11 protein-coding genes are annotated in these 14,141 nt (G+C 70.4%); 10 read left to right on the top strand and 1 reads right to left on the bottom strand.

Annotation, left to right across the window (positions count from 1 at the left end; all coding sequences use genetic code 11):
* The first annotated feature begins 34 nt into the window (after positions 1 to 34).
* From rsmI to IE226_RS24735, 7 genes are all read left to right on the top strand, one after another.
* Positions 35 to 961: a 16S rRNA (cytidine(1402)-2'-O)-methyltransferase gene (rsmI, locus tag IE226_RS24765; protein ID WP_190083551.1), complete on the top strand. Its 927-nt coding sequence runs from the start codon at positions 35 to 37 to the stop codon at positions 959 to 961.
* Positions 962 to 1,156: 195 nt separating this feature from the next.
* Entirely contained in the window at positions 1,157 to 1,564 is a 408-nt protein-coding gene (locus IE226_RS24760) for a hypothetical protein (protein WP_190083550.1), read from the top strand.
* A 91-nt stretch (positions 1,565 to 1,655) separates the two neighbouring features.
* The gene (locus IE226_RS24755) at positions 1,656 to 2,546 is read left to right on the top strand and encodes a TatD family hydrolase (protein WP_190083549.1); all 891 of its coding nucleotides are present in this window, start codon (positions 1,656 to 1,658) and stop codon (positions 2,544 to 2,546) included.
* Positions 2,547 to 2,702: 156 nt separating this feature from the next.
* Positions 2,703 to 4,079, top strand: coding sequence for a resuscitation-promoting factor (locus IE226_RS24750; RefSeq protein WP_308429527.1), 1,377 nt, complete (start codon positions 2,703 to 2,705; stop codon positions 4,077 to 4,079).
* Positions 4,080 to 4,261: 182 nt separating this feature from the next.
* On the top strand, positions 4,262 to 5,131 hold the full coding sequence (gene rsmA / locus IE226_RS24745; RefSeq protein ID WP_190083548.1) for a 16S rRNA (adenine(1518)-N(6)/adenine(1519)-N(6))-dimethyltransferase RsmA: 870 nt from the start codon (positions 4,262 to 4,264) through the stop codon (positions 5,129 to 5,131).
* Positions 5,128 to 6,027 carry a 4-(cytidine 5'-diphospho)-2-C-methyl-D-erythritol kinase gene (locus IE226_RS24740; RefSeq protein ID WP_190083547.1) on the top strand — a complete coding sequence of 300 codons (900 nt, stop codon included), beginning with the start codon at positions 5,128 to 5,130 and terminating at the stop codon, positions 6,025 to 6,027. Before rsmA ends, IE226_RS24740 begins: the two co-directional genes overlap by 4 nt.
* A gap of 76 nt (positions 6,028 to 6,103) precedes the next feature.
* On the top strand, positions 6,104 to 7,444 hold the full coding sequence (locus IE226_RS24735; protein WP_190083546.1) for an acyltransferase family protein: 1,341 nt from the start codon (positions 6,104 to 6,106) through the stop codon (positions 7,442 to 7,444).
* On the opposite strand, the gene IE226_RS24730 is transcribed toward IE226_RS24735, so the two are convergent.
* A complete protein-coding gene (locus tag IE226_RS24730) occupies positions 7,422 to 8,012 on the bottom strand; it encodes a Uma2 family endonuclease (protein ID WP_190083652.1) in 591 nt (196 codons plus the stop codon). The two genes, IE226_RS24735 and IE226_RS24730, sit on opposite strands and share 23 nt — an antisense overlap.
* 167 nt (positions 8,013 to 8,179) lie before the next feature.
* Here IE226_RS24730 and IE226_RS24725 point away from each other — a divergent pair, with 167 nt between their 5' ends.
* From IE226_RS24725 to IE226_RS24715, 3 genes are all read left to right on the top strand, one after another.
* Positions 8,180 to 10,024: an ABC-F family ATP-binding cassette domain-containing protein gene (locus IE226_RS24725; RefSeq protein ID WP_190083545.1), complete on the top strand. Its 1,845-nt coding sequence runs from the start codon at positions 8,180 to 8,182 to the stop codon at positions 10,022 to 10,024.
* Between the two features lie 146 nt (positions 10,025 to 10,170).
* Positions 10,171 to 12,000 carry an outer membrane protein assembly factor BamB family protein gene (locus tag IE226_RS24720; protein WP_190083544.1) on the top strand — a complete coding sequence of 610 codons (1,830 nt, stop codon included), beginning with the start codon at positions 10,171 to 10,173 and terminating at the stop codon, positions 11,998 to 12,000.
* Positions 12,001 to 12,068: 68 nt separating this feature from the next.
* On the top strand, positions 12,069 to 13,997 hold the full coding sequence (locus IE226_RS24715; RefSeq protein ID WP_190083543.1) for an outer membrane protein assembly factor BamB family protein: 1,929 nt from the start codon (positions 12,069 to 12,071) through the stop codon (positions 13,995 to 13,997).
* Positions 13,998 to 14,141 lie beyond the last annotated feature (144 nt).

The raw sequence follows: 14,141 nt of genomic DNA, 5'->3' as shown, positions 1-14,141 counted from the left end.
GAGTCCCGCTCCCGGCCCCTGCGAGGATGGAACAGTGACAGGAAGCGCTGATTCCCCCGGAAACCCGTCCCCCGGAAACCCGCCCGCGGGGACCCTCGTCCTCGCCGGCACGCCCATCGGCGACGTCGCGGACGCGCCGCCGCGCCTCGCCGCCGAGCTGGAGTCGGCCGATGTCGTGGCCGCCGAGGACACCCGGCGGCTGCGCAGGCTCACCCAGGCGCTCGGCGTGCAGGTGGGCGGGCGGGTCGTCTCGTACTTCGAGGGCAACGAGAGCGCGCGCACGCCCGATCTCGTCGAGGCGCTGGTCGGCGGCGCGCGGGTGCTGCTCGTGACCGACGCCGGGATGCCCTCGGTGTCCGACCCCGGCTACCGGCTCGTCGCGGCGGCCGTGGAGAAGGACATCCGGGTCACCGCGGTGCCCGGCCCTTCCGCGGTGCTCACCGCGCTCGCGCTCTCCGGGCTTCCGGTGGACCGCTTCTGCTTCGAGGGCTTCCTGCCGCGCAAGGCCGGCGAACGGCTCTCGCGGCTGCGCGAGGTGGCCGGCGACCGTCGCACTCTCGTCTACTTCGAGGCACCGCACCGTATCGACGACACCCTCGCCGCGATGGCCGAGGCGTTCGGCGAAGAGCGCAGGGCGGCCGTCTGCCGCGAACTGACCAAGACGTACGAAGAGGTCAAGCGCGGTTCGCTGAAGGAGCTGGCCGAGTGGGCGGCCGACGGCGTACGCGGCGAGATCACCGTCGTCGTCGAGGGCGCACCCGAGAAGAACCCCGCCGAGCTGGGCCCGGACGAGCTGGTGCGCAGGGTGCGGGTGCGCGAGGAGGCGGGGGAGCGGCGCAAGGAGGCGATCGCCGCCGTCGCGGCCGAAGCGGGGCTACCCAAGCGCGAGGTTTTCGATGCGGTGGTGGCGGCAAAGAATGCGGCTCAAAGCGCCCCATCGGAGGGCAAAGGACTATCGTGAAAAGCAAAGTGCGGGCCCCGCACCGGCCCTGAAGGCCATGGAAAGGCCAAATCGCCTTCAACTGTCGACAGGTCCGATGCGCTCGCTCCGGGAAAGGCGTCCACTGGTCAAAGGGGACGCACCCGTCCCCACGCTTCCGGTCGGGAGGGAAGCCCCGGCCCGGCAGCGCTTGTCCAGCGGACAAGAGGAGCTGGCATGAGTGATATCGCCGACACTGTTCACGAGTCCTATGCCTTCGCCTGCATGAGGTGCGGGCACGGCTGGGAGCAGTCGTACGAGATCGAGCATCACACGGACGGCGAGGGCAAGGAATTCGTGATGTACCGGGCGGACGGCCTCCATGTGCCCTCGCCCTTGTCCCGGCCGACGTGCCTGAACTGCGACGGGCATGTCGTACGCATCATGCGGGCCGGACAGGTGTCGTCGGTGCTCGATCTGATGCAGCGGCATCACGCGCCGCGGGGCGCGACGAAGGCGGCGTCCGCGCCCGCGGGTGACTCCGGGGTGCCAGAAGCGCGGCTCCCCGAAGCGCGTGAGCCCGGTCAGCACCACTGGCATCTGTCGGCGCTGCTGCATCCCTTCCAGCACCGCAAGGCGGGCTGACCTTCCTCCCTTACGGCCGTCCTTTCCGGGGCCCTGACGTCCCCTCGGCCGTCCTTTCCGGCGGGAAGCCGTCCCTTCGTAGGATCGGGGCATGCCTTCCTCTTCCAAAGACGCCGACGCCAAGAACGCCGCGCCGCCGCTGCCCGAACCTCTTCGGGTGGCGGTCGCCGACTCCCACACCCACCTCGACATGCAGTCGGGGACGGTGGACGAGGGGCTCGCCAAGGCGGCGTCCGTGGGCGTGACGACGGTCGTGCAGGTGGGCTGCGACGTCGCGGGCTCGCGCTGGGCCGCGCAGACGGCCGCCGCGTACGACAGCGTGCACGCCACCGTCGCCCTGCACCCCAACGAGGCGCCGCGCATCGTGCACGGCGACCCCGACGGCTGGTCCCGGCAGGGGGCGCGTAAGGCGGGCGGCGAGGGCGCGCTGGACGCCGCCCTCGCCGAGATCGACGCGCTTGCCGCCCTCGATCACGTCAAGGGCGTGGGCGAGACGGGGCTCGACTACTTCCGCACCGGGCCCGAGGGCAAGGCCGCCCAGGAGCGCTCCTTCCGCGCCCACATCGAGATCGCCAAGCGGCACGGCAAGGCCCTGGTGATCCACGATCGCGAGGCGCACGAAGATGTGCTGCGGGTCCTGAAGGAGGAGGGGGCTCCGGAGCGCACCGTCTTCCACTGCTACTCGGGCGACGCGGCGATGGCCCAAGTGTGCGCGGAGAACGGCTACTTCATGTCCTTCGCGGGCAACATGACGTTCAAGAACGCGCAGGGTCTGCGCGACGCGCTGGCCGTGGCACCCCTCGAACTGGTGCTCGTGGAGACCGACGCGCCCTTCCTCACGCCCGCTCCCTACCGCGGACGGCCTAACGCGCCGTATCTCATTCCGGTCACATTGCGGGCCATGGCCGAGGTGCGCGGCATCGACGAGGACGCCATGGCCGAGGCGATCTCGGTCAATACGGCGCGCGCCTTTGATTACTGACCGATAACGCCGGGGGCCCTGCGGTGCAGGGCCACGCCGCGACACTGCGTAATCGTGCTGCTTTGGAGAGTGACGGCCGCTCCGCTAGGTTCTGGTCGCCTCGCTCGATCCGGACCAGGCCGGACCAGAACAGTACGAGAACGCTGGAGCGCCGTCGTGAGTCATGCGCCGCAGTACGAGACGCCTTACGGGGTCGGCACGACCTGTGAGCCGGAACGGGTGCCGGAGCAGGTGCCGGTGTCGGAGGTGCCGGTGTCGGAGCGGGATACGCAGACGGCCTTTCGGCCCGACTTTCCCCGGCAGTCCGCCGGTCCTGCCCCCGAGGCGGGACGGGCCGGGGCGCGTCGGGCCGCCCGCCGCAAGAAGACGAAGCCGCGGTCGGGCGCGGGGTCGCGAGAGAGTGCTCAATCCGGATCCGAGCGGGGGTCCGGGCGGGGATCCGAGCGCCCGGACGGCCTGCGGCGGCTGTTGCCGCAGGCGCTGGTCGTCGCCTTCCTCGCGGGCGGCACCTCGGCGTTCGTCGCCGACGACAAGGCCGTACAGCTGACCGTCGACGGCGAGTCGCGCACCCTGCACACCTTCGCGGACGACGTGGGCGAGCTCCTTGAGGACGAGGGCGTGGACTTCGGCGCGCACGACATCGTGGCGCCCGGCGCGGGGGAGGCCCTCGTCAGCGGCGACGAGATCGCCGTCCGCTACGGGCGGCCGGTCAAGCTCACCCTCGACGGGGAGCGGCGCGAGGTGTGGACGACCGCGCGCACGGTGGACGGCGCGCTGCGGCAGCTCGGGGTGCGGGCCGAGGGCGCCTACCTGTCGGCCTCGCGGAGCAGGCGGATCGAGCGGACCGGCCTCGATCTGGACGTACGGACCGAGCGCACCGTGACGATCATGGCGGACGGGCGTGAGCGGAAGATCCGTACGAACGCGGCGACGGTGGCGGAGGCGGTCGCGGAGTCGGGGATCAGCCTGCACGGCCAGGACACCACCTCCGTACCGCCGCAGAGCTTCCCGCGGGACGGCCAGACGGTGACCGTCATGCGGATCTCCGGGCGCAAGGAGGTGCGGGACGAGCCGATTCCGTTCGCGGTGCGGCGGACCGAGGACGCGTCGCTGTTCGCCGGTACGGAGGTCGTGGAGCAGCAGGGCCAGCAGGGGACCCGGCGGGTCACGTACGCGCTGCGGACGGTCAACGGCGTCAGACAAAAACCGCGGCGGCTGCGTGCGGAGGTCGTGCGGGAGCCGCGGACGCAGATCGTGAAGGTGGGGACGAAGCAGCGGCCGAGTTCGGTCGCGGGCGCGGAGGGCCTGAACTGGGGCTCGCTGGCGCACTGCGAATCGGGCGGCCGCCCGAACGCGGTGGACGCGTCCGGGACGTACGGGGGCCTGTACCAGTTCGACACGCGCACATGGCAGGGCCTGGGCGGCTCGGGCCGCCCACAGGACGCATCGGCAGAAGAACAGACCTACCGGGCGAAGAAGCTGTACGTACAACGGGGGGCCAGCCCGTGGCCGCATTGCGGGGGCCGGTTGTGATTCACCCCCGGCCCGCATGCCCGGCAAGGAGGCAATACGGGGCAATCGGGCGGGTGGGCGGGAGAGCGTGTTCGTCCAGGGACGGACGCGGGGCAATCGGGCGGGTGGGTGGGGGAGCCTGTCCGGGCAGGGGCATCCGGGGCAACCGGCGTCACAGGCCCAGGGGCCCGTAATGTGGTGCCGTGAGCAACAGTGAGCCCGGTGCCCTGCTAGGCGCCGCCGACATCCGCGAACTGGCCGCTGCCCTGGGCGTACGCCCGACCAAGCAGCGCGGCCAGAACTTCGTCATCGACGCCAACACCGTCCGCCGCATCGTCCGCACCGCGGAAGTCGGCCCGGAGGACGTGGTCGTCGAGGTCGGTCCAGGGCTCGGCTCGCTGACCCTGGCCCTCCTGGACACCGCGGACAGCGTCATCGCCGTCGAGATCGACGACACCCTCGCGGCAGCGCTGCCGGCGACCATCGAGGCCCGGCTCCCCGCCAAGGCCGGCTCCTTCGCGCTGGTGCACAGCGACGCCATGCTCGTACGAGAGCTGCCCGGCCCCGCCCCGACCGCCCTGGTCGCCAACCTCCCGTACAACGTCGCCGTACCGGTCCTGCTGCACATGCTCGACACCTTCCCCACCATCGAGCGCACGCTCGTGATGGTGCAGGCCGAGGTAGCCGACCGCCTCGCCGCCGCTCCCGGCTCGAAGGTGTACGGCGTGCCGTCCGTGAAGGCGAACTGGTACGCCGACGTGAAGCGCGCCGGTTCCATCGGACGCAACGTCTTCTGGCCCGCCCCGAACGTCGACTCGGGCCTCGTCTCGCTCGTGCGCCGCGCCGAGCCGGTCAAGACCACCGCTTCGAAGAGGGAAGTCTTCGCCGTCGTCGACGCGGCCTTCGCCCAGCGCCGCAAGACCCTGCGCGCCGCGCTCGCCGGCTGGGCGGGCTCGGCGGCAGCCGCGGAGGCGGCGCTCGTCGCCGCCGGAGTCTCTCCGCAGGCGCGCGGCGAGGCGCTGACCGTGGAGGAGTTCGCGCGGATCGCCGAGCACAAGGGGGCCGGAGCGTGAGCCAGGACCGGAGTGTGACCGTACGGGTCCCCGCCAAGGTCAATGTCCAGCTCGCGGTGGGGGCCGCCCGCCCGGACGGCTTCCACGATCTGGCGAACGTGTTCCTCGCCGTGGGTCTTTACGACGAGGTCACCGTGACGCCCGCCGAGCAGCTCCGGGTGACCTGCTCGGGGCCCGATGCCGCGCAAGTCCCCCTCGACCGTACGAATCTGGCGGCGCGGGCCGCGGAACTCCTTGCCGCGCGCCACGGACGTACGGCCGATGTGCACATCCACATCGCCAAGGACATCCCCGTCGCGGGCGGCATGGCCGGCGGCAGCGCGGACGGCGCGGGCGCGCTCGTGGCGTGCGACGCGCTGTGGGGGACCGAGGCCTCGCGGGACGAACTCCTCGACATCTGCGCCGAGTTGGGCAGCGACGTGCCGTTCAGTCTGGTCGGCGGCGCGGCGCTCGGCACCGGGCGCGGCGAGAAGCTGGAGATCCTGGAGGTCGGCGGGGAATTCCACTGGGTGTTCGCGGTGGCCGACGGCGGCCTCTCCACGCCCGCCGTCTATCGCGAGTTCGACCGGCTGACCCCGGACGCCCCCGCTCCGGAGGCGTCCCCCGCGCTGCTCGACGCCCTGCGCGGGGGTGACGCCGAGGCCCTCGCCGGCGCTCTCGCCAATGATCTCCAGCCCGCCGCCCTCTCGCTCTTCCCGTCGCTCGCCGCGACCCTCGCCGCCGGCACGGACGCGGGCGCACTCGCCGCGCTCGTCTCCGGCTCCGGGCCCACGACGGCGTTCCTGGCCGCGGACGCGGAGTCCGCGCGACGGGTCGCCGAAGCGCTCTCGGCCTCCGGCACCTGCCGTACCGCCCGGGTGGCCGACTCCCCGGCGCCGGGCGCCACGATCCTCTAGAGGGGCACGTACTCAGGCGCCGATCTGAGTACGTGCGCGCTGACGCGGGACGTGCGGTGCGCGCGACCGTACGTGCATGGGATCAAGCGTTCGTGAACTGGCCGGGAGGACGCCCACCGGGCGCGACCGGTACATCGACCTGCTGCGGGTCGCCTCCCTCGGCACGGTCGTCGTGGGCCACTGGCTGATGGCGGCGGTGACCGTCGGGGACGACGGCCGCACCGAGGTCGGCAACCTCCTCGCCGTCGTGCCGGACCTGCAACCGCTCACCTGGGTGTTGCAGATCATGCCGGTGTTCTTCTTCGTCGGCGGCTTCTCGCACGCGCTGTCGTACCGCTCCCTGAGCCGCAAGGCACCCGGGACTTCCGTCTACTCGGCGTTCTTGCGGGCGCGGCTGCAACGGCTGCTGCGGCCGACGATGGTCTTCATCGGGGTGTGGGGCGTCGTCGCTCTGGCGGTCCAACTCGCGGGCGAGGGCGGTGCGTTGCTGGATGTGACGCTGCGTCTTGTCGCCCAGCCGCTGTGGTTCATCGGCATCTACCTGGCGATGGTGGCGTTCACACCGCCGCTCCTGAGGCTGCACGAGCGGTACGGCTGGGGCGCGTTCGGGGGTCTGGTGCTCGCCGCGGGGGCGGTGGACCTGGCGCGCTTCGCGTTCGGCGTCCCGTACGTGGAGTTCCTGAACTTCGCCTTCGTGTGGCTCGCCGTGCACCAGCTCGGGTTCCTGCGGGCGGACGGCAGGCTGCGGGTGCGGGTGCCCGCGGCCATGGCGGTGGCGGGTCTCACGGGAGCCGCGGCCCTGGTGGCCTTCGGCCCGTACCCCCTCTCCATGGTGGGCATGCCCGGCGAGCGCGTCTCGAACATGGCACCCCCGACCTTCGCCCTGCTCTGCCACGGCGTGTGGCTGGTGGGCGCGGTGGAGCTGCTGCGGGGACCCGCGACCCGGTGGCTCGCGCGGCCGCGGGTGTGGCGGGGCGTGGTGGCGGCGAACGGGGTCTCGATGACGGCGTTCCTGTGGCACCTGACGGCGATGCTCGGGGTGTACGGGGTGCTGATCGCGGCGGACGTGCGGCTGCCCGAGCCGGCCACCGCGCAGTGGTGGTCGCAGGTGCCGCTGCGGATGACGGCGGCCGCGGCGCTCACCGCTCTCCTTGTCGCGGCATTCCGCCGCTTCGAGAAGCCGGTCGCGGCAGGGGAGCTGACGAGAACGCCGGGCGCGGCCCCGGCAGCCGCCGTGGGCGTCACGCTCTGCCTCTTCGGGGTGCTCGGGCTGTCGATGGTCGGCTTCGGGGGCCTGCTCGAAGGGCGTACGGCGATGCTGGTCGCGGTGCGGGTGACGGCGCCGGTGGCGGTGGGCATGGCGCTGGCCGGGTGGCTGCTCGTGGAGCGGGCGCCTACAGCTCGTCGATGGCGGTGAGGTCGATGTCGATGTCGAACGGGACGTTGATCTTGAGGTGGTCGTGGTGGATTCCGGTCAGAGCGTACGTTCCGGATGCCTTGCCGAGTTCGTAGACCTGGACGACCGGGTCCCCGCCTGCCATCTCGACCAGCCAGAAGTGGGGGATGCCGGCGGCGGCGTACTTGTGGGGCTTGGTGTCGCGGTCGCGGGACTCCGAGTCAGGGGAGACGACTTCGACGGCCAGGAACACGTCGGCTACGGGGAAGAACGTCTGGGTGCGGCTCTTGATTGCTTCCTTGCGGACGACGGAGACATCCGGCTCGGGGCCGTTCCTGCGGTCGATGACCACCGTCATTTCCCGGCGCACTCTCAGTTCGGTGGGTGCCGTGCGGCGCAACCCGGTCATCAACAGGTCAATGACGATGCTGTGGAAGTCCCGTTGCGGGCTCACGAAGACCAAACTCCCGTCGATCAACTCGGTGTGCGGCGGGAGGCCGGGCAACGTGTGCAGGTCGTCCACGGTCCAGCCCTCCCGCGGCGGCACCGGCCACTGTGGCGTCGGCTCGGAGATCGGCTCGGCGGTCATGGTTCCTCCCATGGACGGGATTCTTCAGTCGGCGTCTCAACGGTAGCCGTCGGTTCGCGCGATCGTCATCACAAAGAGTGATCGCCCCCGCACTCCGGAGCGCGCGAAGGCCGCCCCCGGCGGGCGACTACGCTGGAGGTCGATCGATCCCCTTCCCTGGAGCGTTAATGGCCGTCAACCTGGTCAATGTCGAGGCAGTCAGCAAGGTGTACGGCACGCGTGCCCTGCTCGACGGTGTCTCCCTCGGCGTGTCCGAGGGGGACCGGATCGGCGTCGTGGGGCGCAACGGCGACGGCAAGACCACCCTCATCCGGATGCTCGCCAAGCTGGAGGAGGCCGACTCCGGGCGGGTCACGCACAACGGCGGTCTCGTGCTCGGCGTGCTGACCCAGCACGACTCCCTCGACCCCGCGGCCACCGTGCGGCACGAGGTCATCGGGGACCTCGCCGATCACGAGTGGGCGGGCAACGCCAAGATCCGCGACGTGCTCACCGGCCTCTTCGGCGGGCTCGACATGCCGGGCTTCCCGCAGGGGCTCGACACCGTCATCGGACCGCTCTCCGGTGGCGAGCGGCGCCGTATCGCGCTCGCGAAGCTGCTCATCGGCGAGCCCGACCTGATCGTGCTCGACGAGCCGACCAACCACCTCGACGTCGAGGGCATCGCCTGGCTCGCCGAGCACCTGCGCACCCGGCGCTCGGCGCTCGTCTGCGTCACGCACGACCGCTGGTTCCTCGACCAGGTCTGCACCCGCATGTGGGACGTACAGAGTGGTTCCGTCTTCGAGTACGAGGGCGGTTACTCCGACTACGTCTTCGCGCGTGCCGAGCGTGAGCGCATCGCGGCCACCGAGGAGACCAAGCGCAAGAACCTGATGCGCAAGGAACTCGCCTGGCTGCGGCGCGGCGCCCCCGCCCGCACCAGCAAGCCGCGGTACCGCATCGAGGCCGCCAACGAACTCATCGCCGACGTGCCGCCGCCCCGCGACACCAGTGAGCTGATGAAGTTCGCCACGACCCGGCTCGGCAAGACCGTCTTCGATCTCGAGGACGTGACCGTGCAGGCCGGGCCGAAGGTGCTCCTGAAGCATCTGACCTGGCAGCTCGGCCCCGGCGACCGCATCGGCCTGGTGGGTGTCAACGGCGCGGGCAAGACCTCTCTCCTGCGGGCCATGGCGCAGGCGCAGCGCACGGACGGCGACGTACAGCCCGAGGCGGGGCGCGTGGTGGTCGGCAAGACCGTCAAGCTCGCCTATCTGTCACAGGAAGTCGCCGAACTCTCCCCGACGCTGCGGGTGTTGCAGGCCGTGCAGCAGGTGCGCGAGCGCGTCGACCTCGGCAAGGGCCGGGAGATGACCGCGGGGCAGCTCTGCGAGACGTTCGGCTTCAACAAGGAGAAGCAGTGGACGCCCGTCGGCGACCTCTCCGGTGGTGAGCGGCGGCGGCTCCAGCTGCTTCGCCTTCTCATGGACGAGCCGAACGTCCTCTTCCTCGACGAGCCGACGAACGACCTCGACATCGAGACGCTGACCCAGCTCGAAGACGTCCTCGACGGCTGGCCGGGGTCGATGGTCGTGATCTCCCACGACCGGTTCTTCCTGGAGCGCACCACCGACAAGATCTTCGCGCTGCTCGGCGACGCCACGATGCGGATGCTGCCGCGCGGCATCGACGAGTATCTGGAGCGGCGCAAGCGGATGGCGGACGCGGGTGCCCCCGCGGCTCCTCTCGCCAAGTCGTCGGGGTCCCCGGGGTCCTCTGGATCCTCCGCACCGGCCGCCCCGCAGAAGACCGTCTCCTCCGCCGACGCCCGCGCCGCGAAGAAGGAACTCCAGAAGATCGAGCGGCAGCTGGACAAGATGTCCACGAAGGAAACATGGCTGCACGCCCAAATCGCCGATAACGCCACCGACTTCGAAAAGGTGGCCAAACTGGACGCCGAGTTGCGCGAACTCGTGAGCGAGCGCGACGAGTTGGAAATGCGCTGGCTGGAGCTTGCGGAGAGCGCGTAGAGGTCTCGTAACGGACGTATCACAGGCCGGTCCTCCCTTGGGAACAGGGGACGGACCGGTCAGTTGTGCTAGTGGGACAGGGTGATAGAAAGGTCCGCCTGAGCACCACTTGGCGTGCCGAAAAATCAGTGAAGGGGGAAGCGCTGATGTCTCAGCCGCCCAACCAGCCGCCGTCCGGCGGTTTCGGAGCTCCGCAGGATCCGCAGCAGGGAGCGCCGCAGCCACCCGCCCAGCCACCACAGCCGCCGCAGGCCCCGCAGACCCCGCCGTCCGGGGCTCCGCAGACGCCGCCGGCGCCGCAGCCCGGTTACGGCTACCCGCAGACTCCGCCCGCGCCCCAGCCGGGTTACGGCTACCCGCAGTCCGGACCGTACAACCAGCCCGGGCCCTACAACCAGCCCACGCAGCCCGGTCAGCCGGGCCCCTACGGCCAGCCCACGCAGCCGGGCCCTTACGCGGCCCAGCCCCAGTACGGCTACCCGCAGCAGCAGTTCCCCGGCGGCCCCGGAGCGCCGGGCACCCCGCCCGGCGGCGGCAGCAAGAACCCCTTCAAGGGCAAGCCCGGCCTGATCGTGGCGGCCGTGGCAGCCGCGGCGCTCGTCATCGGCGGTGTCGCCTGGGCGGTCGTCGGCGGTGACGACGACCCCGGCAAGAAGAAGCCCGTGGCCGGCAAGAGCGACGACCCTAAGGCCAGCGGCTCCGCCCCGGTCAATCCGGGCGACGGGAACGGCGACGGCGACAAGGGCGCGGAAGACCTCAACGCGGGCCGGCAGCCCGGCGAGTCGAAGGTGCTCTGGTACAAAGAGGCGCCCAAGGTGCCCGGTTCCGGCGCCGACGCCAAGGGCATGTGGGTCCACAAGGACATCGCGGTCAAGGCGGCCTTCAAGGAGATCACCGGCTACAAGGTCAAGACCGGCGACCAGGCCTGGCCGACGATCAAGTTCCCGCAGAAGATCTGCGGCACGACTCCGCAGATCTCGAAGGACAACGAGATCGTCGTCGCCTACAAGGACGGCCAGAAGGACGACGCCAAGTGCAACCAGATCCAGATCGTCGACCTCGATGACGGCAGCAAGGGCTGGGTCAAGCCGGTGAAGGAGGAGGGACTCTTCGACATGTCCCTCAGCACCGACCTGTCCCTCACCGGCGACACGCTGATGGTCGGCCGCTCCCAGTCCGGCACGGCGCTGCGCCTGAGCGACGGCAAGGAGCTCTTCGTCGCCGACAAGAAGGACCCGGGGACCTGCTTCCCCAGCGGCTTCGCCGGCGGCAAGAAGATGCTCGTCGCCTACTCGTGCGGGGCGAGCTCGCCCACGGAGCACGACGAGTTGCAGCAGCTCGACCCGAAGAGCGGCAAGGCCGTGTGGACGAAGAAGTTCCCCAAGGGCTGGAAGATCGGCCGGATCTACTCCGAGAGCCCGACGATCGTGTACCTCACCAATGAGGACAAGAAGCAGTGGAACATCACCACGCTGAAGCCCAACAGCAGCGCGACCCGCTCCGAGGTCGGCGTCGACGAGAAGTTCGCGCCCGAGTGTGACGGTTCGACGTTCCTCGGCGGCAGCCTCCAGGGCTGCCTGGGCGCCACGACCGACGACAAGAACCTCTACCTGCCGACCGATGCGACGTCAGGGCCCAACGAGGTCGTGGCGATCAACCTGAACACCGGCAAGGAAGCCTGGCGCACGAAGTCGCCGGCTGATGAATCGATGCTGCCGATCAAGGTCGAAGGCGACGCGGTCATCGGATACGTCAACCCCTCGTACGACTCCGGCGGCCAGGTCGTCTCCATCCCGCTCTCGGGTTCTCACAAGCCGAAGACGCTCCTGAAGAACCCCTCGGGGACCTCGGAGATCGAGAGCGGCTTCTACTCCAAGGCGATCGACTACGTGGACGGTCGCTTCTACATCTCGACCACGCGGCTCTCGGGCAGCGCAAAGGGCCAGGAGAAGCTGATGCTGGCCTACGGCAAGTGATCTTCTCCGGCGGGCAATCCGCCCTCTTTGTCGCTTAGTTCATCTCTCGTCCCCAAGGAATCGACGTCATGACCCAGCCGCCCCAGCCGCCCAACGAGCCCCCGCAGGGCGGGTTCGGCGCCCCTCAGGACCCGCCGCCGGGAGGGTTCGGCGCTCCCCAGGACCCGCCGCCGGGCGGTTTCGGCAAGGCTCCCGAGCCGAACAACCCGTCGTACGGCTACCCGCAGACCCCGCCGCCGGCCCAGCCGCCGACGCAGCCCGCGGGCCAGCCCCCGGTCGGTCCGCCGCCGCAGTCGCCGCCCCCGCCGCCGCCGGGCCAGCCGCAGGGCCAGCCGCAGGGCCAGCCCACCTACGGCTACCCGCAGGCGCCGCAGGCCCCCGGCACCCCGCCCCCCGGCCAGCCGCAGGGGTACGGCTACCCCGGCCAGCCGACGCAGCCGTACGGCCAGCAGACCCCGTACGGGCAGCAGCCGCCGTACGGCGCCTACCAGCAGCCGAGCACGATGCCGATGGCCCCGCAGGCCGGCGCTCCCGGATCGGGCGGCAAGAAGCTCAGCGGCCAGATGAAGATCATCATCGGTGCGGTCGTCGCGATCGCGCTGATCGTCGGCGGCGGTGTCTTCTACGCCTCGACCTCGGGCAAGGACGACACCGAGGCGAGCTCCGAGGGCTCGACCGGCGGCGGCAAGGGCGGCGAGGGGAAGAAGGGCGGCGGCGAGCAGGCCGCGGGCGGCCCCGGTACGGAGAAGGTCCCGGCCAACACGAGCGCCACCGTCTCCATGCAGATCCCGCAGCCCGAGGTGCCCAAGGACGACGTGTGGAGCGTCGCGGGCTCCTGGCTGACCGATGACGTGTACGCCAAGGCGGGCGTCAACGAGATCGTCGGCTACAACCCCACCGACGGCAAGGAGCTGTGGACGCTGCCCCTTGCGGGCCAGACCTGCGCCGGATCGCGCGAGGTCACCAAGGACGGCGTCGTCGCGGTCGCCTACGAAGAGGCCAAGCGGACCAAGAAGGGCGACCACCAGACCTGCTCGCAGATCTCCGCGGTCGACCTGAAGGAAGGCAAGAAGCTCTGGACGAAGTCCATCGAGGAGGGCAGCTCGAAGGCCCGGATCGAAGAGCTCACCATCAGCGGCAACACCGTCGCGGTCGGTTCCAGCGCGGGCGGCGCCGCCTTTGACATCGCCGACAAGGGCAAGCTCCTGTGGGAGCCCACCGTGGGCGACGAGTGCCAGGACGAGGGCTACGCCGGCGGCGAGCAGCTCGTCGCCGTCCAGAAGTGCGGTGACTACGGCGACGAGAAGCTCAAGATCCAGCTCCTCGACCCCGAGAGCGGCGACGCCAAGTGGACGTACCCGGTGACGCCGGGCGTCGACAACGCCAAGATCATCTCGACCCGCCCGGTCGTCTTCGGCCAGGACACCCAGGAGATCACCGCGAGCGGCGTCACGGACGCGTTCTCGCTCGACGACAAGGGCAACCTCCGCGCCAAGATCTCGCTGCCGGACGGGAAGTACGACCACGACTGCGAGGTCAACGTCGTCTACGCATGCAGCTCGCTGGCCGTCGGCAACGACAAGCTCTACGTCCCGACCCGTCAGCACAAGGGCGGCGGCGACGGCTACAGCCAGACGAACGAGATCATCTCGTTCTCGCTGGAGACCGGCAAGACCACGGGTGACCGCGCCGACGCGGGCGAGAACGGCGAGATGTTCCCGATCCGCATGGACGGCGGCAACATCCTGGCGTACAAGGACGCGGGATACGACAAGGGCGCCCAGGTCGTCTCGCTCAACGGCAAGACGATGAAGGAGACCAAGCTCCTGGAGACGCCCGCCGCCGAATCGGTCGGCAGCGCGATCAGCAGCATGGTGCCGAAATCGAACGAACTCCTCTACGGGAACGGCAAGCTGTATCTCGGCAAGAAGCTGATCAGCAAGCCGTACTCGAAGGACGAGAAGGAGTACACGGCTCTGGGATTTGTCGCCCAGTAAACCCCGTGACCTCCGCGTACGCGCCGGACGGCCCCGTTCCCCGAAGGGAGCGGGGCCGTTTCGTTCTCCCCGTACGACCTTTCGTACGCACGTTTTGACGCGCACGCGTCCATGGCCGGGATTTCGGCATTACCGGCCGCTTCT

Source organism: Streptomyces longisporoflavus (assembly GCF_014649775.1).
Lineage (GTDB): Bacteria > Actinomycetota > Actinomycetes > Streptomycetales > Streptomycetaceae > Streptomyces > Streptomyces longisporoflavus.
Note: the sequence above shows the minus strand (reverse complement) of the source record. Positions and strands in the feature narration are given on the sequence as shown.

Coding starts and splice junctions, on each gene's coding strand:
- IE226_RS24760 (WP_190083550.1), top strand. CDS start 1,157: ATGAGTGATATCGCCGACACTGTTCACGAGTCCTATGCCTTCGCCTGC.
- IE226_RS24755 (WP_190083549.1), top strand. CDS start 1,656: ATGCCTTCCTCTTCCAAAGACGCCGACGCCAAGAACGCCGCGCCGCCG.
- IE226_RS24735 (WP_190083546.1), top strand. CDS start 6,104: ATGGGATCAAGCGTTCGTGAACTGGCCGGGAGGACGCCCACCGGGCGC.
- IE226_RS24730 (WP_190083652.1), bottom strand. CDS start 8,012: ATGACCGCCGAGCCGATCTCCGAGCCGACGCCACAGTGGCCGGTGCCG.
- IE226_RS24725 (WP_190083545.1), top strand. CDS start 8,180: ATGGCCGTCAACCTGGTCAATGTCGAGGCAGTCAGCAAGGTGTACGGC.
- IE226_RS24720 (WP_190083544.1), top strand. CDS start 10,171: ATGTCTCAGCCGCCCAACCAGCCGCCGTCCGGCGGTTTCGGAGCTCCG.
- IE226_RS24715 (WP_190083543.1), top strand. CDS start 12,069: ATGACCCAGCCGCCCCAGCCGCCCAACGAGCCCCCGCAGGGCGGGTTC.